Genomic DNA, 19,818 nt, shown 5'->3' with positions numbered 1-19,818 from the left:
GCCAGGGATAATAATATTGATAATAAAAAAGGTGTGAAACCATGTATAACGGTATATTACCAGTATTTAAAGAAAGAGGCTTAACTAGCCATGATGTAGTATTTAAGTTAAGAAAAATACTTAATACTAAAAAAATAGGACATACTGGAACATTAGACCCTGAAGTATCAGGCGTATTACCTATTTGTGTAGGGCCTGCGACTCGTGTAAGCGATTATGTTATGGAGATGGGGAAAGCATATGAAGCCACAGTAACCATTGGAAGAAGCACAACTACAGAAGACCAGACAGGAGAAACAGTTGAGCATAAATCGGTTACTGAAACTGATTTAACTGAACAACAAGTAGATCACGTTATTAAACAATTCGAAGGTACAATTGAACAGATTCCACCTATGTACTCATCCGTTAAAGTTAACGGCAAAAGATTATATGAATATGCACGTAATAATGAAACGGTTGAAAGACCAATAAGACAAGCCACTATAAAAATTATTAAACGTACATCACCATTACGTTTTGATGGGGAAGAATGTCACTTTGATATAGCAGTTAGTTGTGGTAAAGGAACATATATACGAACACTAGCTACTGATATAGGTGCTAAACTAGGGTATCCTGCTCATATGTCATTATTAACTCGTATTGAATCTGGAGGCTTTAATTTAGAACAAAGTTTGTCATTAGAAGATATTAAAAATTTGCATGAGCATGATTCGTTACAAGATAAATTGTTTCCTATAGAATATGGTTTGAAAGGTTTACCACAACAAATGGTTACAGATGATCAAATCAAACAACGCATCCTAAACGGACAAAAATTTTATAAAAAGCAGTTCGAAAACATTAATGATGATCAATTTGTATTTGTAGATAATGCATCACAAAAAGTGTTGGCTATATATATCATACATCCAGATAAACCAGGAGAATTAAAACCTAAAAAAGTATTTAATTAAAGGAGATTTATTATGAAAGTGATAGAAATTACCCATCCAATTCAAGAAAATCAAAGAATAAATGAAAACGTTGCGATGGCGTTTGGTTTCTTTGATGGTATGCATAAAGGGCACGATAAAGTTTTTCAAACTTTAGATGAACAAGCGCAATCACACGGATTGAAAAAAGCAGTTATGACCTTTGATCCGCATCCATCAGTTGTGTTAAATCCAGAACGTAAAAGAACAACTTATTTAACACCACTTTCTGATAAAATTGACATGATTGAAGCACATGGTGTTGATTACTGTATTGTCATCAATTTTTCATCTAGATTTGCTAATGTTACTTCTGAAGAATTTATAGAAGAATATATTATTAAAAATAATGTTAAAGAAGTTATTGCAGGATTTGATTTTACATTTGGAAAATTCGGTAAAGGTAACATGTCAGTGTTAAATGAGGTAGAAGACTTTAACACTACTATAGTTGGTAGACAAGAACTAGGCGAAGAAAAAATATCAACGACTGCTATTAGAGAAGCATTGCAAAATGGAGAACTACAAAAAGCCAATGAAGAATTGGGTTACTTATATAAAATCAAAGGTACTGTAGTTCAAGGTGAAAAACGAGGCCGTACTATTGGTTTTCCAACTGCAAATGTTCATCCTAGCGATGATTACTTATTACCAAAAAAAGGTGTATACGCTGTAAGTATGGAAATCGGAGCAGAACAAAAGCTGTTCCGTGGAGTTGCTAATGTAGGTGTTAAACCAACTTTCCATGACCCAGCTAAAGCCGAAGTAGTTATCGAAGTAAATATTTTCGATTTCGATGAAAATATTTACGGTGAACGTGTAGTTGTTTATTGGCATCATTTCTTAAGACCGGAAATAAAATTTGATGGTATAGATCCATTGGTTGAACAAATGAATGATGATAAAGCGCGTGCAAAATATTTATTATCAGTTGATTTCGGTGATGATGTATCATATAATATATAAAGTTGATTAAAACGAGTTGATTCGTTTTAACCACAACCTTTTTCTTAGTAGGTCGAGACTCCGACGCCTAACTCGGATAAAGGTGTATATACAATAAAGGAGGAAATTGATAATGGCAATTTCACAAGAACGTAAAAATGAATTAATTAAAGAATACCGTACTCACGAAGCAGACACTGGATCTCCAGAAGTACAAATCGCTGTCTTAACTGCTGAAATCTCAGCTTTAAACGAGCATTTACGTGAGCACAAAAAAGACCACCATTCACGTCGTGGATTATTAAAAATGGTAGGTCGTCGTAGACATTTATTAAACTACTTACGTGGTAAAGATATTCAACGTTACCGTGAATTAATTAAATCATTAGGTATCCGTCGTTAATCTTAATAATAAATTAGGAAAGCACCATTCGATTGGTACTTTCCTTTTTTTATTCTCTAACAAATAAGAACTAATATAAATTGAAAGTAATAAGTGATATGATATAAGTAATAGAATTTAGAGAGGAGATTCATAATGTCTCAAGAGAAGAAAGTTTTTAAAACTGAATGGGCTGGCAGATCATTAACAATTGAAACAGGACAGTTAGCCAAACAAGCTAATGGTGCTGTTTTAGTTCGTTATGGTGATACAGTTGTATTATCAACTGCAACTGCTTCTAAAGAGCCACGTGATGGTGACTTTTTCCCATTAACAGTTAATTATGAAGAAAAAATGTATGCTGCAGGTAAAATTCCTGGAGGATTTAAAAAGAGAGAAGGACGTCCAGGTGATGATGCAACTTTAACTGCACGTTTAATTGATAGACCAATTCGTCCATTATTCCCTAAAGGTTACAAACATGATGTGCAAATTATGAACATTGTACTTAGTGCAGACCCAGATTGCTCACCTGAAATGGCTGCAATGATAGGTTCATCTATGGCATTAAGTGTTTCTGATATTCCATTCCAAGGACCAATCGCTGGTGTAAATGTGGGTTATGTTGACGGAAAATATGTTATCAATCCAACTGTTGCAGAGAAAGAAGTATCACGTTTAGACCTAGAAGTTGCAGGTCATAAAGACGCTGTTAACATGGTTGAAGCGGGTGCTAGCGAAATTACTGAAAGCGAAATGCTTGAGGCAATCTTCTTTGGTCATGATGAAATTAAACGCTTAGTTGCATTCCAACAAGAAATTATTGACCATATTCAACCTGAAAAACAAGAATTTATTCCAATTGAAAGAGATGAAGCACTTGTTGAAAAGGTTAAATCTTTAACAGAAGAAAAAGGTTTAAAAGACACTGTATTAACATTTGATAAACAACAACGTGACATTAATTTAGATGCATTAAAAGAAGACATTGTTGCTGAATTTATCGATGAAGAAGATCCTGATAATGAAACTTTAATTAAAGAAGTTTATGCAATCTTAAATGATTTGGTTAAAGAAGAAGTAAGACGTTTAATCGCAGACGAAAAAATTCGTCCTGATGGTCGTAAACCTGATGAAATTCGTCCATTAGAATCTGAAGTTGGTCTTTTACCTAGAGCACATGGATCTGGTTTATTCACTCGTGGACAAACACAAGCATTGTCAGTATTAACATTAGGTGCTTTAGGAGATTATCAATTAATTGATGGCCTAGGACCAGAAGAAGAAAAACGTTTTATGCATCACTATAATTTCCCTAACTTCTCAGTTGGTGAAACGGGTCCAGTAAGAGCACCAGGACGTCGTGAAATTGGTCACGGTGCATTAGGTGAAAGAGCACTTAAGCACATCATACCTGATACTTCAGATTTCCCTTATACAGTAAGAATCGTAAGTGAAGTATTAGAATCTAATGGTTCATCTTCACAAGCGTCTATTTGTGGTTCAACATTAGCTTTAATGGATGCAGGTGTGCCAATTAAAGCACCAGTTGCCGGTATCGCTATGGGACTTGTTACTCGTGAAGATAGTTATACTATTTTAACGGATATTCAAGGTATGGAAGATGCTTTAGGTGACATGGACTTTAAAGTTGCAGGTACTAAAGAAGGTATTACTGCTATCCAAATGGACATTAAAATTGACGGTTTAACTCGTGAAGTGATTGAAGAAGCTTTAGAACAAGCGCGTCAAGGTCGTTTAGCTATTATGGATCATATGTTACAAACTATTGATCAACCTAGAAATGAACTAAGTGCCTATGCACCTAAAGTTGTTACAATGAATATTAACCCATCAAAAATTAGAGATGTCATTGGACCAGGCGGTAAAAAAATCAATGAAATTATTGATGAAACAGGCGTTAAACTTGATATCGAACAAGACGGTCAAATATTTATTGGTGCAGTAGATCAAGAAATGATTAATCGTGCACGTGAAATAATTGAAGAAATTACTCGTGAAGCTGAAGTTGGTCAAGTATACAATGCTAAAGTTAAACGTATTGAAAAATACGGCGCTTTCGTTGAATTATTCCCAGGTAAAGATGCGTTATTACACATCTCACAAATTTCTACTGAACGTATTAATAAAGTAGAAGACGTGTTGAAAATCGGAGACACAATTGAAGTTAAAGTAACTGAAATTGACAAACAAGGTCGTGTCAACGCTTCACATAAAGCTATAAACGAAAAATAATATTGTTTAAATGATTGGAATCTTTATAAAGGGTTCCAATCTTTTTATATTTCGCTAACCTTTTATATTAAAGCAGTGATGACATTGATTAATAGTGTACATCAAGCCCATTTTAACTTATAATAAATGGTGAGTTTATATATGGACGGGGATAAAATATAGGAGGTAACATTTTGAGTTTAATAAAGAAAAAAAATAAAGACATTCGCATCATACCACTTGGTGGTGTAGGAGAAATTGCGAAAAATATGTATATCGTTGAAGTAGACGATGAGATGTTTATGCTTGATGCTGGTTTAATGTTTCCAGAAGATGAAATGTTAGGCGTAGATATCGTAATTCCAGACATTCAATATGTCATTGAAAATAAAGAAAAATTAAAAGGCATTTTCCTAACACATGGACATGAACATGCAATGGGTGCCGTAAGTTATATATTAGAACAAGTTGATGCTCCTGTTTACGGGTCTAAATTAACAATTGCCCTTGTTAAAGAGATTATGAAATCACGTAATATTAATAAAAAAGTTCGTTACTATTCAGTTAACCATGAATCAGTTATGCGTTTTAAAAATGTGAATATTAGTTTCTTTAATACAACACATAGTATCCCCGATAGTTTAGGTATCTGTATTCACACATCTTATGGTTCAATTGTATACACAGGTGAATTCAAATTTGATCAAAGTTTAAGTGGACAATACTCACCAGACTTTAAACGTATGGCTGAAATTGGAGAAGAAGGAGTCTTTGCTTTAATCAGTGACTCTACTGAAGCTGAAAAACCAGGATACAATACACCTGAAAACGTGATTGAACATCACATGTACGATGCATTTGCTAAAGTAAATGGACGTCTTATTGTATCATGCTATGCTTCAAACTTTATAAGAATACAACAAGTATTAAATATTGCGAGCCAATTAAATCGTAAAGTATCTTTCTTAGGACGTTCACTAGAAAGTTCATTTAATATTGCACGTAAAATGGGTTATTTTGATATTCCGAAAGATTTACTTATTCCAATTAGCGAAGTTGAAAATTATCCTAAAAATGAAGTCATTATTATTGCAACAGGTATGCAAGGTGAACCTGTAGAAGCATTAAGTCAAATGGCTCAACAAAAACATAAAATTATGAACATCGAAAAAGGTGATTCAGTATTTTTAGCAATTACAGCATCAGCTAATATGGAAGTTATTATCGCTAATACATTAAATGAATTAGTACGTGCAGGTGCACATATTATTCCTAATAATAAAAAGATTCATGCATCAAGTCATGGATGTATGGAAGAACTAAAAATGATGATTAATATTATGAAACCAGAATACTTTATACCTGTTCAAGGTGAATTTAAAATGCAAATTGCGCATGCTAAATTAGCAGCTGAAGCAGGTGTTGCACCTGAAAAGATTTTCCTTGTTGAAAAAGGTGATGTTATTAATTATGACGGTACAAATATGGTATTAAATGAAAAAGTACCTTCAGGTAATATATTAATCGATGGTATCGGCGTCGGTGATGTAGGTAATATTGTATTAAGAGATCGCCATTTATTAGCTGAAGACGGAATCTTTATTGCAGTAGTTACACTTGATCCTAAAAATCGCAGAATTGCAGCGGGACCTGAAATACAATCAAGAGGTTTTGTTTACGTTAGAGAAAGCGAAGACTTATTAAAAGAAGCTGAAGAAAAAGTACGTGAAATCGTTGAAGCAGGATTACAAGAAAAACGTATTGAATGGTCAGATATTAAACAAAATATGAGAGACAAAATTAGCAAATTACTTTTCGAAAGTACTAAACGTCGTCCAATGATTATTCCAGTCATTTCAGAAATATAATCATTATAAATATAATTTAAAGAGGTTGGGACATACTCACATTGTTTTTAGTCATTTGAAATATATGACTTTGAACTTCAATAGACTATTGTAAGTATAAGGAATGATTCGAATACATTCTTTATTTTACGAAATGTTTCTATTATGAGTGTAAGTGTCCTTGCCTCTTTCATCTTATTAAAAAAGCCTTAAATTATTGGCACAAAAGTTATTTATTATACATATGAAAGATTATAAAAAGAAGGTGTACCAATTTGCCACAAGCAAAGAAAAAATCGCCGACAAAGAAAAAAACAAATACAACTAGAAAGAAAACAACCACAAAGAAAAAGCAAACTGAGAGTCCATTAAGATATATTATTGCTATCGTTGTGGTTATTTTAATCATTTTAGGTGCTTTTCAATTAGGCATCATAGGACGAATGATTGATAGTTTCTTTAATTATTTTGTCGGAATGAGTCGATATTTAACATATATTTTAATTTTATTAGCAACAGGTTTTATCACATATTCTAAGAAAATACCTAAAACAAGAAGAACAGTAGGTTCAATTACATTACAATTTGCATTACTATTTATAGCTCAGCTATATTATCACTTTAGTAAAGGTATCGTTTCTGAAAGAGAACCAGTATTGTCTTATGTTTATAAATCATATGAACATAATCATTTTCCAAATTTTGGTGGCGGATTGATTGGCTATTATTTACTAGAAATTTGTATTCCGCTCATTTCTATTGTCGGTGTTATCATTATTACGATTTTACTTTTAGCATCAAGCATTATTTTGCTATTAAACTTAAGACATCGTGATGTATCTAAAAAAATATTAGAAGGTATAAAAACTACTACAGTATCAGCTTCTCAAAATTTAAAAGAAAACCGACAAAATAATAAATCTAAAAAAGAAGAAAAAGCCAAAAATAAAGCAGAAAGAATCGAAAAGCGCCATCGTTCACAAGAAAATGATGTAGTAAAAGACGTTACAGATTTACCAGAAGTACAACAAGACAGTGATATACCTATATATGGTCATAGTGATTCTGAGAAAGAGACAGTACAACCAAAACGTAAAAAACGATTATTTGATCATGAAGCAAATGACAATACACCAAGCAATAAAGAACAACAGACGAATAATGATCGTTCTGAAATAGAACATCAAACTCAATCAACAAATAATGAAAATGATGATAGCCAAAATGAAAATTCTATTTCTGAAGCTGGAGAAGAAATGAATGTTTCTTATGTAGTACCGCCATTATCATTATTAAAGCAACCAGCTCAGAAACAATCAACGTCAAAAGCAGAAGTTAAACGTAAAGGTCAAGTTTTAGAATCTACAATGAAAAACTTCGGTGTTGATGCAAAAGTTACTCAAATTAAAATCGGACCAGCCGTTACACAATATGAAGTTCAACCAGCACAAGGAGTGAAAGTAAATAAAATCGTTAATTTGCATAATGATATTGCTTTAGCTTTAGCTGCAAAGGATGTACGTATTGAAGCACCTATACCAGGACGTTCAGCTGTAGGTATTGAAGTGCCAAATGATAAGATCTCTTTAGTTGCATTGAAAGAAGTATTAGAAGAAAAATTCCCTTCTAATGATAAATTAGAAGTCGGATTGGGTAGAGATATCTCAGGAGATCCAATTACTATTCAATTAAACGAAATGCCCCATTTATTAGTTGCGGGTTCTACCGGAAGTGGTAAGTCTGTTTGCATTAATGGAATAATTACTAGTTTGTTATTAAATGCTAAGCCACATGAAGTTAAACTTATGTTGATTGATCCTAAAATGGTAGAATTAAATGTGTACAATGGTATTCCGCATTTATTAATACCAGTTGTAACTAACCCACATAAAGCAGCACAAGCTTTAGAAAAGATTGTAGCGGAAATGGAAAGACGTTATGATTTATTCCAACATTCTTCTACAAGAAATATAGAAGGATATAATCAATATATTAGAAATCAAAATAAAGAATTAGATGAAAAACAAGCAGAATTACCTTATATTGTTGTAATTGTAGATGAATTAGCTGATTTAATGATGGTTGCTGGTAAAGAAGTAGAAAATGCTATTCAACGTATCACCCAAATGGCACGTGCAGCAGGTATTCATTTAATTGTTGCTACACAAAGACCGTCCGTAGATGTTATTACTGGTATAATTAAAAATAATATTCCATCAAGAATTGCCTTTGCTGTAAGTTCACAAACAGACTCAAGAACGATTATAGGTTCTGGAGGAGCTGAAAAATTACTAGGTAAAGGTGATATGCTATACGTTGGAAATGGTGATTCAACTAAAACAAGAATACAGGGTGCATTCTTAAGTGACCAAGAAGTACAGGATGTAGTCAACTATGTAGTGGAACAACAACAAGCTAATTATGTTAAAGAAATGGAACCTGATGCACCAGTAGATAAGTCAGAAATGAAAAGTGAAGATGCGTTATATGATGAAGCCTACTTATTTGTTATAGAAAAACAAAAAGCAAGTACATCTTTATTACAAAGACAGTTTAGAATTGGGTATAACCGAGCATCAAGACTCATGGATGATCTTGAGAGAAATCAAGTTATAGGTCCTCAAAAGGGAAGTAAACCAAGACAAATTTTAGTTGATATTGATAAAGATGAGGTGTAATTATGTCGGAAATGAATGCTAAATATAGAGTAAAACAATACATTTTAAATAAAATTAAATCTGGAGAGTTAGAGTATGGAAGTAAATTACCAAGTAATTTATCAATTGCTCGTGAACTTCAAATAAAAAAAGATGATGTTTATGATGGGATAAATGAACTTATCACTGAACAAGTGATAGTTGATAATTTTGAAGAGGGTACAAGTGTGAAATCACTGCCCCCTTTCTTTTATCCCTTAAATGAATTGATTAGTATAACTGAAATGATTAAAAGTGCTGGTTTTAAATCTGGGACTGAATATTTAAATTTTGATGAACAACCAGCAACCATTTTAGATGCTAAACGTTTAGGAATTGGCGAAAAACAACCAGTTACTATTATAGAAAGATTAAAAACTGCCAATCACCAACCGGTTGTGTATTGTTTAGATAAAATTGCGAAGGACTATTTAACATGTACGGGTTACCAAGAAAGTAATGGTTCAATGTTAAATGCAATTAAAGATGCAACAGGTCATATAGTAACTTATGCAGAAACTGATTTAGAAGCGGTTAATTATGAACCTCATATATCAGAATTACTTAATGCCTCACCACATGAAGGATTAATGTTACTCAAAGTAACACATTATGATGAAGAAAAGAATCCGATTTTATATTCTTTAAATTATATGAAAAGTAGTTTAGTGAAATTTAGAATTACAAAAGAAAAATAATGATAAAGTCATTGGAGGTAAAGTAGTTGCATAAAGAAAAGCAAAATAATAAAAATAGACATATTCATGTGATGCCAACTGAAAAATTTAAAACTACAACGATAACATTTAAATTTATGGCACCACTTGGTTATGAAACAATTACTGAACGATCAGTGCTTAGTAAAGTACTAGTAAGAGCTTCTCAAAAGTGGCAAGACGATAAGGCTTTGAATCGTCGATTGTCTGAACTTTATGGCGCTTATGTGAATAGTTTTGTTTCTAAATTTAAAGATAAACATGTTATTACAATTTCCCTTGAAATCGTAAATGAACGCTATCTCAAAGACCAAACCCCATTATTTGAACAAGGGTTAGATTTATTAAATGAATTAATATGGAATCCATTAATACATAATCAACAATTTGACGAAAAATTTGTTAAACAAGAAAAATCACTACTTAGTAAAAAAATAGAAGCTATGATTGATAATAAAGCGCAATATTCATTCTTAAAATTGTTAGAAAATATGTTTGAAAATGAAGCTTATCAATATTTAGCAACAGGTCAAATTGAACAAATATCTAAAGTGACTCCAAATTCCTTATATAATACATATCAATCAATGATTCAAAATGATTATTGTGCTGTTTATGTTGTAGGTAATGTTAATCAACAACAAGTTATTGACCAAATCAATACTAAATTTAATATTGAGCCATTTATTTTTGAGACAACTTCAAATGATAATAAACAATTAGAAAATGCTAGCAACATACCGAATCCAATTGTTGAGACTGATGATGTTGATCAAGCAAAGCTAAATTTAGGATATCGTTTCCCAACGCATTATGGTAAAAATAATTACTATGCTTTTATAGTGTTTAATATTATGTTTGGCGGAGATCCTTCATCTGTACTATTTAACGAGGTACGTGAAAGACAAAGTTTAGCTTATTCTATTCATTCACAAATTGATGGTAAAAATGGTTATCTATTTGTGCTTAGTGGTGTATCAGCAGATAAATATGAAGTTGCTAAACAAACAATTTTAGAAGAGTTCGATAAATTTAAAAAAGGTGAATTTGAAGAAGATAAAATTGAATTAGCTAAAAAAATCATTACGTCCCAAAGGCACGAATCTACAGATAGACCCAAAAGTATTATAGAAATATTACATAATCAGATTCTGTTAGATGAACCACAAACTGACGAAGACTTTTTGAATAACATAAATCAAGTTACTAAGAAAGATATCGTAGATCTTGTAAATGAAGCAGTTTTAGATTCGATTTATGTATTAACGAAAGGGTGAAATGAGTAGTGAAACAACATTACTATGAGGTCATAGATGAAAAAGTTTATGAACATGAATTACAAAATGGCTTACGTTTATTTGTCATTCCTAAACCTGGATTTCAAAAAACATTTGTAACGTATACTACTCAATTTGGCTCACTAGATAGTCGTTTTAAACCTCTTGGGCAGAATGAATTTGTGACAGTCCCTGATGGCGTAGCACATTTTTTAGAACATAAATTGTTTGAAAAAGAAGAGGAAGATTTATTTACTGCTTTTGCTGAAGAAAATGCACAAGCGAATGCATTTACAAGTTTTGATCGTACAAGTTACTTATTTAGTGCTACTGATCACTTAGAAAATAATATTAAACGATTACTGACTATGGTTGAGACGCCTTATTTTACAAAAGAAACTGTAGATAAAGAAAAAGGTATTATTGCAGAAGAAATCAAAATGTATCAAGAACAACCTGGCTATAAATTAATGTTTAATACATTAAGAGCGATGTATACAAATCATCCAATTAGAGTGGATATTGCGGGTAGTGTTGAAAGTATTTATGACATTACTAAAGATGACTTATATTTATGTTATGAAACATTCTACCACCCATCTAATATGGTACTTTTTGTTGTAGGTGACGTAGATCCAGAATATATTGTTGATATTGTAGAGGAACATGAAAATCAGCGAGATAAAACAAATCAACCTGAAATCGAACGTGCTAAAATTGATGAACCTCAATCTGTGAATCAACATTTTGTAACTGAAGAAATGAAACTACAATCCCCTAAATTGATGCTTGGATTTAAAAATCAACCATTAGAAGAATCTCCTGAAAAATATGTACAACGTGATTTAGAAATGACATTTTTCTATGAACTTATTTTTGGAGAAGAGACTGAATTTTATCAAGAATTACTTAATAATGATTTAATTGATGAAACATTTGGATATCAATTTGTTTTAGAACCGACGTACAGTTTTTCTATAATTACAAGTGCCACAACTAATCCAGATCAATTAAAACAATTGCTTTTAAATCAATTGAAACAAAATCAAGGTAATCTTTCAGACATTGAAGCTTTTGAATTACTGAAAAAACAATTTATCGGCGAATTTATTTCGAGTCTTAATTCTCCTGAGTACATTGCGAATCAATATGCAAAGCTATACTTTGAAGGAGTTAGTGTCTTTGATATGTTAGATATCGTTGAAAATATTACGCTTGAAAGTGTCAACGAGACATCACAACTATATTTGAATTTAGATGAAATCGTTGATAGTCGCTTGGAGATTAAATCATAATGAGAGCTCTAGTATTAGGTGGTTCAGGTTCAATAGGAACAGCAATTGTTGAACAATTATTAATTGATGGATATGAAGTCGATCTACAATTTAACACGTCCGATGAGACCCAATTAAAGGCACAGTATCAAAATAAAAAAGTTAATTTAATTCAATGCGATTTATCAGGTAATGTTAATTTAGACCATTTATTTGGGCATATTCAGCAACTTGATTGTATTATTTATGCTGCAGGAAATGCATTATACGGTATGCTTCAAGACATGACTGATGAACAAATTGACATGACTTATCAGATTCACGTCCACCAACTCATTAGAATAAGTCGTTATTTTGTAGATACATTGAGACAAAGTGAAAATGGAAGAATCATTGTTATTTCTTCAATTTGGGGAGAAACTGGTGCGAGTATGGAAACAATTTATGCGACAATGAAAAGTGCTCAGCTAGGGTTCGTAAAATCATTAAGTCAAGAATTATCACAAACATCAGTGACTGTTAATGCAATTACGCCAGGTTTTGTATCAGGTAATATGAGTGACAAATGGTCTGAAGATGAACTTAACCAAATTTTAGATGAACTTCCTCAACACCGTATGATTGCACCTAATGAAATAGCTTATGCTTGTTCATATTTATATCATCCTATGGCTAAAAGTATTACTGGCACCATTCAAAAAGTTAACGGTGGTTGGTATTTGTAATAACTACTTGTAAGCTCCAAATTTTTGCATGAACTTTGTAGTACATGATATTGAATTCGATGTTATAATGTGAGTATTGTTAATCAAAGTATAGTCTATTTTATAGTTGTGTTTAAACAAGGGGTGGATACTCGTGTCAGTGGCTGAGAGAAGAAAAGAATGGTATCTAGAATACGAAATTACAATGAATCGTGCTGGTTTGCTAGGAGACGTTTCGAGTTTATTAGGAATGTTAGGCATTAGTATCGTTACTATTAATGGCGTTGATCAAGGTAAACGTGGATTATTAATTAAAACTGATAAATTAGAAAAATTTCAACGATTCGAACAAATCGTTAAAGAAATTAATGAAATCGATATAACTAAATTACGTGTACCTGAATTGCGAGACAGATTAGCTGTTAGACACGGTCGTTATATCGAACAAGATGCCGATGATAAAAAGACATTTCGTTTTGAACGTGAAGATTTAGGTTTACTTGTTGACTTCTTAGCAGAATTATTCAAAGAAGAAGGACATAAATTAATAGGAATTCGTGGCATGCCACGAGTTGGTAAAACGGAATCAATCGTAGCAGGTAGTGTTTGTGCCCATAAACGTTGGTTATTTATCAGCTCAACATTAATTAAACAAACAGTTAGAAGTTCATTAATTAAAGGCGAATATGATTCGAACCATGTTTATATTATAGACGGAGCAGTTACAGCTCGAGAATCTAATACGAAACACCAAGATTTAGTTAGAGAGATAATGACACTTCCTTCAGTGAAAGTAGTGGAGCATCCAGATTTATTTGTTGAATCATGTGATTATAGCATGGATGATTTTGACTATATTATTGAATTACGTGAAAATAAAGATCAGGAAATTCAATATGAAGAAATGAAGAAACAAACAGCTCAAACTAAAAGTAAAAATAATTTAGATTTTGGTGATCCATTTGGTGGAGGATTTGGATTTTTTGAATAGGATTTAAGGAGGCATATTTTTGAAAACGATAGGCGAAGTATTAAAAGGTAGACGTGAAAGATTAGGAATGACTCTTAATGAATTGGAGCAACGAACGCAACTTAAACGTCATACACTAGAACAAATAGAAAACAATGAATTTAATCAATTACCTAACAGTAATTATGCTGAAGGTTTCATTCGAAAGTATGCCAATGTTGTTAATATTGAACCCAACCAATTAATTCAGGCACATCAAGATGAAATACCCCAACATCATATTCAATTAGACGATATGATAACTTCGTTCGCTAATAAAGAAGCGCCTCCTTATCGAAGTAAATCTATGGAACCATTGCAAGTTGCAGCTATTATTGTTTTAGTTACATTAGTAACATTAGCTTTATGGATTTTAGCAGTATTATTATTTTAAAGAAAAATGTATTAAGAAATGAGGTTGAAAAATGAATATACCGAATCAGATTACGGTATTCAGAGTTATACTTATACCAGTGTTTATCTTATTTGCTTTAGTAAATTTTGGTTTTGGGAAAATGTCATTCTTAGGCGGATATGATATAAAAATAGAACTATTTATCGGAGCAATTATTTTTATTATTGCATCATTAAGTGATTTTGCCGATGGATATTTAGCACGTAAATGGCAGTTAGTAACTAATATGGGTAAATTTTTAGATCCTTTAGCTGATAAATTACTAGTTGCTAGTGCATTGATTGTATTAGTTCAATTAGATTTAACTAACTCTGTTGTAGCAATTATAATTATTGCAAGAGAATTTGCAGTTACTGGTCTTAGATTGTTACAAATTGAACAAGGATTTGTAAGTGCTGCAGGGCAACTAGGTAAAATTAAAACTGCAGTAACTATGGTTGCTATTATTTGGATTTTATTAGGTGATCCATTAGCAACTTGGATTGGTTTCCCAATTGGACAAGTTTTATTATATATCGGTGTATTCTTTACAATTCTTTCTGGTATTGAATACTTCTACAAAGGCAGAGATGTATTTAAACATTAAATAATTAACGAGTTGAAATGGAATCGTTTCAACTCGTTTTTTTATATTTTTCAACAGATTCAGTATCTTGTTTGATGTGGAATCCTCATTCTTAGATTTTACTGTTATAAACGTTTATAATAGTGATATTGCATACATTCGAGAATTAAAGGGGAGTAATGTGTTATGAATATTTCGATTATAGCTGTTGGATCAGAACTACTGTTAGGACAAATTGCAAATACTAATGGACAATATTTGTCTAAATTATTTAATGGTGTTGGAAAAAATGTTGTAGAACATACAGTTATTGGTGACAACCCAGAGCGTTTAGAATATATTATTCGTCAAGGTTTAGAACGTTTTGACATGCTTGTTCTGACAGGCGGCTTAGGACCTACAAAAGATGACTTAACGAAACATACAGTCGCAAAAGTTTTAAACAAAGATTTAGTTACTGATGAAGCCTCATTAGATTATATTAAAGGTTATTTTGAAGACCAAGGTCAAGAAATGACACCTAATAATAAACAGCAAGCATTAGTAATAGAAGATTCAATTGTTCTTCCTAATAGAAATGGAATGGCACCAGGTATGTTAGTTGAAAATGAAGGTAAAAAGGTAGTATTATTACCCGGACCGCCAAAAGAAATGAAACCTATGGCTAAAAATGAATTACTACCATATATTCTTGATGATGATAAAGTTATTTTTTCAGAACAGCTTAAATTTGCTGGCATTGGCGAATCTAAAGTAGAAACAATCTTAATGGATTTAATTGATAAGCAAACAAATCCTACTATTGCGCCACTAGCCGGTTCTCATGAAGTATATATCAGATTAACAGCAAATGCTGAAACCCAACAGCAATGTCGAGATTTAATTCAACCAATAAAAGAAGAAGTATTAAATCGCATTGGCGAATATTATTATGGTTCAGACGATACAACATTAGAAGCGGCTGTAATGAATCACATGAATAGTACATTTTCAATTTATGATGGTGTTACCAATGGAGCGTTATATACACGTCTAAAAAATGAAGATACAGAAGATCAATTAAAAGGCGCATTACCAGATTCACCACAATTTGTTGATCATGAACTAGATATAAATGAACAATTATATATGACTGCTAAATATGTAAAAGATTTATTTAAAACAGAGAAGGGTATTACTTTATTGCATAATGAAAAAGATGTTTATTTGGGTATCCTCAATGATGATAAATTAGATATTGAATCATTTAAAATGTCTCAAAATAGAAATTTATTAAGAAGCAGAAGTCAAAATTATGCATTAATAAAATTATTAAAATGGCTAGAACAATAAAATTATATTAGTTTCTGTACTATTTTATAGTACGTTTGTTCGTTTTTGTTTGTGTGTTTTATAAAATAACACGAACAAATATTCGTAAATCGCTTGTAATTTTATTTAAAAGCTTGTATAGTATGAATTAAGATATTAAACAGAAAACATTCCCAATTTAGGAGGTCTCGCTTTGGATAACGAACGTCAAAAAGCTCTAGATACAGTAATAAAAAATATGGAAAAATCATTTGGTAAAGGTGCAGTAATGAAATTAGGCGATAATAAAGGCCGTAGAGTTTCAAGTACATCAAGTGGTTCAGTTACGTTAGATAACGCATTAGGAGTAGGTGGCTATCCTAAAGGAAGAATTATTGAGATATATGGTCCAGAAAGTTCTGGTAAAACAACAGTAGCATTACATGCTATTGCTGAAACACAAAAAAATGGCGGCGTTGCAGCATTTATTGATGCCGAACATGCTTTAGATCCTGTATACGCACAAGCATTAGGTGTGGATATTGATAATTTATATCTTTCACAACCTGACCACGGGGAACAAGGCCTTGAAATTGCAGAAGCTTTTGTTCGTAGTGGTGCAGTAGATATCGTTGTAGTCGATTCAGTAGCTGCATTAACACCTAAAGCTGAAATTGAAGGTGAAATGGGAGACACACACGTTGGTTTACAAGCTAGATTGATGTCACAAGCATTACGTAAATTATCTGGTGCTATTTCTAAATCTAACACTACAGCAATTTTCATTAACCAAATTCGTGAAAAAGTTGGTGTTATGTTTGGTAACCCAGAAACAACTCCTGGTGGTAGAGCGTTAAAATTCTATAGCTCTGTTCGATTAGAAGTTCGTCGTGCTGAACAATTAAAACAAGGACAAGAAATTGTTGGTAATAGAACTAAGATTAAAGTAGTTAAAAATAAAGTTGCGCCACCATTTAGAGTTGCAGAAGTTGATATCATGTATGGTCAAGGTATCTCTAAAGAAGGAGAACTTATTGATCTTGGTGTTGAAAATGAAATTGTAGATAAATCAGGTGCATGGTATTCATACAATGGAGATAGAATGGGACAAGGTAAAGAAAATGTTAAATCCTACCTTAAAGAAAACCCACAAATTAAAGAAGAAATTGACCAAAAATTACGACAAAAACTTGGAATTTTTGATGGCGACGTAGAAGAAAAAGAAGAAGAGGCGCCAAAGTCTTTATTTGATGAAGAATAAAATAAATTGGATTTTTCAAAAGCAGTTTCTATAGATATTATATAGAAACTGCTTTTTATTTATCATTAACTGAAATAAATCAAAATAACATTTTGTAAAATAACAACTCAATTTCTTTATAATACTTATAAGTTAGCATTGATATCTTGACACTTCTGAGTGTAAAACCGTACAATTAGTATGTATGATTCTTATATAATTTCATATAATCATATTGATTTTGATATACAGAGCAAACCCTAGATAAAGGAGGTGTTTATGTGAATTTATTAGGCCTCCTACTCATTTTGCTGGGTATAATTCTAGGCGTTGTTGTAGGGTATGTTGTTGCCCGAAATTTATTGCATCAAAAGCAGGTTCAGGCTAGACAGACAGCCGATGATATTGTCAATCAAGCGCACAAAGAAGCCGACAACACTAAGAAAGAAAAATTGCTTGAGGCAAAAGAAGAAAATCAAATTTTACGAGAACAAACTGAAAATGAACTACGTGAAAGACGTGGTGAATTACAAAGACAAGAAACCCGACTTCTTCAAAAAGAAGAGAACTTAGAGCGTAAATCTGATCTGTTAGATAAAAAAGATGAGATTTTAGAGCAAAAAGAATCAAAAATTGAAGAAAGACAACAACAAGTAGACGCAAAAGAGAGTAGTGTTCAAACATTAATAATGAAGCATGAACAAGAATTAGAACGCATCTCCGGTCTCACTCAAGAAGAAGCTGTAAATGAGCAACTTCAACGAGTAGAAGAAGAACTGTCACAAGATATTGCTATACTTGTTAAGGAAAAAGAAAGAGAAGCTAAAGAAAAAGTTGATAAAACAGCAAAAGAATTGCTAGCTACTACAGTACAAAGGTTAGCAGCAGATCATACAACTGAATCAACTGTATCAGTTGTAAACTTGCCAAATGATGAAATGAAAGGTCGAATAATCGGACGTGAAGGACGAAATATTCGTACACTTGAAACACTTACGGGCATCGATTTAATTATCGATGACACTCCAGAAGCTGTCATTTTATCTGGTTTTGACCCTATTAGACGAGAAATCGCTAGAACAGCATTAGTTAACTTAGTTTCTGATGGAAGAATTCATCCTGGTCGTATTGAAGATATGGTCGAAAAAGCTAGAAAAGAAGTAGACGATATTATTAGAGAAGCCGGTGAACAAGCTACATTCGAAATCAATGTTCATAACATGCATCCTGACTTAGTTAAAATACTTGGACGTTTAAATTATCGTACAAGTTATGGACAAAATGTGCTTAAACATTCTATCGAAGTAGCACATTTATCAGGAATGTTAGCAGCAGAACTAGGTGAAGATGTTACGTTAGCGAAACGTGCTGGATTACTTCATGATGTTGGTAAAGCCATCGATCACGAAGTTGAAGGTAGTCACGTTGAAATAGGTGTTGAATTAGCTAAAAAATATGGTGAAAATGAAACAATTATTAATGCTATTCATTCCCATCATGGTGATGTTGAACCAACATCAATTATCTCGATTTTAGTTGCAGCAGCTGACGCATTATCAGCCGCTCGTCCTGGCGCTCGAAAAGAGACATTAGAAAATTACATTCGTCGATTAGAGCGTTTAGAAACACTTTCAGAAAGTTATGATGGTGTTGAAAAAGCATTCGCAATTCAAGCAGGTAGAGAAATTCGTGTAGTAGTTTCACCTGAAGAAATAGATGATTTAAAATCATACCGATTGGCTAGAGATATTAAAACTCAAATTGAGGACGAATTACAATATCCAGGTCATATCAAAGTGACAGTTGTTCGAGAGACTAGAGCAGTAGAATATGCTAAATAAGTTAAACCCCTAATTACTCATTGTGTAGTTAGGGGTTTAGTTATTATCAAAATTTGTGATTATATAAAAAAACTGACGATTGATGTTAAATAAATCAATCGTCAGATATTCGTATAATCATAATGTTGTATTAAAAATTTTACTTCAATTGTAAATCTGTTTTCTTCAATTCTTGAATAATTTCAGCTGTGTCATAGCAATTAGTAGCGATATTAGCGTATCTTTCTGCTAAACGGTATGCATTGATGTATAATTTTAAACTTTCTTTAGCAATATCTTCTGCATCTTCTGATTTAGATGGGTTAGAACTTACTACTAATTCTGCAAACTTTTCAGGATCGATATTAATAGACATTTATTATTTACAACTCCTAAATATTTTATAAACATATACTAACATAATAT

Annotated in this window: 17 protein-coding genes; 16 read left to right on the top strand and 1 reads right to left on the bottom strand. The window is 32.1% G+C overall.

Features of this window, described 5'->3' with window-relative positions; translation table 11 throughout:
• Nucleotides 1-41 precede the first annotated feature (41 nt).
• From truB to rny, 16 genes are all read left to right on the top strand, one after another.
• Nucleotides 42-959 carry a tRNA pseudouridine(55) synthase TruB gene (gene truB, locus CD121_RS01060; protein ID WP_126567295.1) on the top strand — a complete coding sequence of 306 codons (918 nt, stop codon included), beginning with the start codon at nt 42-44 and terminating at the stop codon, nt 957-959.
• Between the two features lie 12 nt (nt 960-971).
• A complete protein-coding gene (gene ribF / locus CD121_RS01055) occupies nt 972-1,943 on the top strand; it encodes a riboflavin biosynthesis protein RibF (protein WP_029055438.1) in 972 nt (323 codons plus the stop codon).
• A 112-nt stretch (nt 1,944-2,055) separates the two neighbouring features.
• Nucleotides 2,056-2,325: a 30S ribosomal protein S15 gene (gene rpsO, locus CD121_RS01050; protein WP_017638362.1), complete on the top strand. Its 270-nt coding sequence runs from the start codon at nt 2,056-2,058 to the stop codon at nt 2,323-2,325.
• A gap of 135 nt (nt 2,326-2,460) precedes the next feature.
• Nucleotides 2,461-4,560: a polyribonucleotide nucleotidyltransferase gene (gene pnp, locus CD121_RS01045; protein WP_017638361.1), complete on the top strand. Its 2,100-nt coding sequence runs from the start codon at nt 2,461-2,463 to the stop codon at nt 4,558-4,560.
• A 173-nt stretch (nt 4,561-4,733) separates the two neighbouring features.
• Entirely contained in the window at nt 4,734-6,407 is a 1,674-nt protein-coding gene (gene rnjB / locus CD121_RS01035) for a ribonuclease J2 (protein WP_126567294.1), read from the top strand.
• A 254-nt stretch (nt 6,408-6,661) separates the two neighbouring features.
• On the top strand, nt 6,662-9,064 hold the full coding sequence (locus CD121_RS01030; protein WP_070451333.1) for a DNA translocase FtsK: 2,403 nt from the start codon (nt 6,662-6,664) through the stop codon (nt 9,062-9,064).
• A 2-nt stretch (nt 9,065-9,066) separates the two neighbouring features.
• Complete coding sequence (locus CD121_RS01025) at nt 9,067-9,780, top strand: GntR family transcriptional regulator (RefSeq protein WP_126567293.1); 714 nt, start codon at nt 9,067-9,069, stop codon at nt 9,778-9,780.
• Nucleotides 9,781-9,851: 71 nt separating this feature from the next.
• Nucleotides 9,852-11,075, top strand: a complete 1,224-nt coding sequence (gene yfmF, locus CD121_RS01020; RefSeq protein WP_185817735.1) for an EF-P 5-aminopentanol modification-associated protein YfmF — start codon at nt 9,852-9,854, stop codon at nt 11,073-11,075.
• An 8-nt stretch (nt 11,076-11,083) separates the two neighbouring features.
• The gene (yfmH, locus tag CD121_RS01015) at nt 11,084-12,370 is read left to right on the top strand and encodes an EF-P 5-aminopentanol modification-associated protein YfmH (protein ID WP_108016799.1); all 1,287 of its coding nucleotides are present in this window, start codon (nt 11,084-11,086) and stop codon (nt 12,368-12,370) included.
• Nucleotides 12,370-13,074: an elongation factor P 5-aminopentanone reductase gene (gene ymfI / locus CD121_RS01010; protein ID WP_017638355.1), complete on the top strand. Its 705-nt coding sequence runs from the start codon at nt 12,370-12,372 to the stop codon at nt 13,072-13,074. Before yfmH ends, ymfI begins: the two co-directional genes overlap by 1 nt.
• 133 nt (nt 13,075-13,207) lie before the next feature.
• Nucleotides 13,208-14,044, top strand: coding sequence for a YmfK family protein (locus CD121_RS01005; protein WP_017638354.1), 837 nt, complete (start codon nt 13,208-13,210; stop codon nt 14,042-14,044).
• Between the two features lie 19 nt (nt 14,045-14,063).
• Nucleotides 14,064-14,456, top strand: a complete 393-nt coding sequence (locus CD121_RS01000) for a helix-turn-helix domain-containing protein (protein WP_017638353.1) — start codon at nt 14,064-14,066, stop codon at nt 14,454-14,456.
• 31 nt (nt 14,457-14,487) lie between these two features.
• Nucleotides 14,488-15,063 carry a CDP-diacylglycerol--glycerol-3-phosphate 3-phosphatidyltransferase gene (gene pgsA / locus CD121_RS00995; RefSeq protein WP_017638352.1) on the top strand — a complete coding sequence of 192 codons (576 nt, stop codon included), beginning with the start codon at nt 14,488-14,490 and terminating at the stop codon, nt 15,061-15,063.
• A 165-nt stretch (nt 15,064-15,228) separates the two neighbouring features.
• Nucleotides 15,229-16,374 (top strand): CinA family nicotinamide mononucleotide deamidase-related protein, encoded by a 1,146-nt coding sequence (locus CD121_RS00990; protein WP_126567291.1) that lies wholly within the window; start codon nt 15,229-15,231, stop codon nt 16,372-16,374.
• 172 nt (nt 16,375-16,546) lie between these two features.
• Nucleotides 16,547-17,593 (top strand): recombinase RecA, encoded by a 1,047-nt coding sequence (gene recA, locus CD121_RS00985; protein ID WP_017638350.1) that lies wholly within the window; start codon nt 16,547-16,549, stop codon nt 17,591-17,593.
• A 260-nt stretch (nt 17,594-17,853) separates the two neighbouring features.
• Complete coding sequence (gene rny, locus CD121_RS00980) at nt 17,854-19,413, top strand: ribonuclease Y (protein ID WP_017638349.1); 1,560 nt, start codon at nt 17,854-17,856, stop codon at nt 19,411-19,413.
• Between the two features lie 139 nt (nt 19,414-19,552).
• On the opposite strand, the gene CD121_RS00975 is transcribed toward rny, so the two are convergent.
• Nucleotides 19,553-19,768 (bottom strand): hypothetical protein, encoded by a 216-nt coding sequence (locus CD121_RS00975; RefSeq protein WP_017638348.1) that lies wholly within the window; start codon nt 19,766-19,768, stop codon nt 19,553-19,555.
• Between the last annotated feature and the right edge of the window lie 50 nt (nt 19,769-19,818).

The sequence above is a fragment of the Staphylococcus pasteuri genome, from assembly GCF_003970495.1.
GTDB classification, from domain to species: Bacteria; Bacillota; Bacilli; order Staphylococcales; family Staphylococcaceae; genus Staphylococcus; species Staphylococcus pasteuri.
Note: the sequence above shows the minus strand (reverse complement) of the source record. Positions and strands in the feature narration are given on the sequence as shown.

Excerpts from the sequence above, each read along its gene's own strand:
- truB (WP_126567295.1), top strand. The coding sequence starts at position 42 with ATGTATAACGGTATATTACCAGTATTTAAAGAAAGAGGCTTAACTAGC.
- ribF (WP_029055438.1), top strand. The coding sequence starts at position 972 with ATGAAAGTGATAGAAATTACCCATCCAATTCAAGAAAATCAAAGAATA.
- rpsO (WP_017638362.1), top strand. The coding sequence starts at position 2,056 with ATGGCAATTTCACAAGAACGTAAAAATGAATTAATTAAAGAATACCGT.
- pnp (WP_017638361.1), top strand. The coding sequence starts at position 2,461 with ATGTCTCAAGAGAAGAAAGTTTTTAAAACTGAATGGGCTGGCAGATCA.
- CD121_RS01025 (WP_126567293.1), top strand. The coding sequence starts at position 9,067 with ATGTCGGAAATGAATGCTAAATATAGAGTAAAACAATACATTTTAAAT.
- yfmF (WP_185817735.1), top strand. The coding sequence starts at position 9,852 with ATGCCAACTGAAAAATTTAAAACTACAACGATAACATTTAAATTTATG.
- ymfI (WP_017638355.1), top strand. The coding sequence starts at position 12,370 with ATGAGAGCTCTAGTATTAGGTGGTTCAGGTTCAATAGGAACAGCAATT.
- pgsA (WP_017638352.1), top strand. The coding sequence starts at position 14,488 with ATGAATATACCGAATCAGATTACGGTATTCAGAGTTATACTTATACCA.
- CD121_RS00990 (WP_126567291.1), top strand. The coding sequence starts at position 15,229 with ATGAATATTTCGATTATAGCTGTTGGATCAGAACTACTGTTAGGACAA.
- CD121_RS00975 (WP_017638348.1), bottom strand. The coding sequence starts at position 19,768 with ATGTCTATTAATATCGATCCTGAAAAGTTTGCAGAATTAGTAGTAAGT.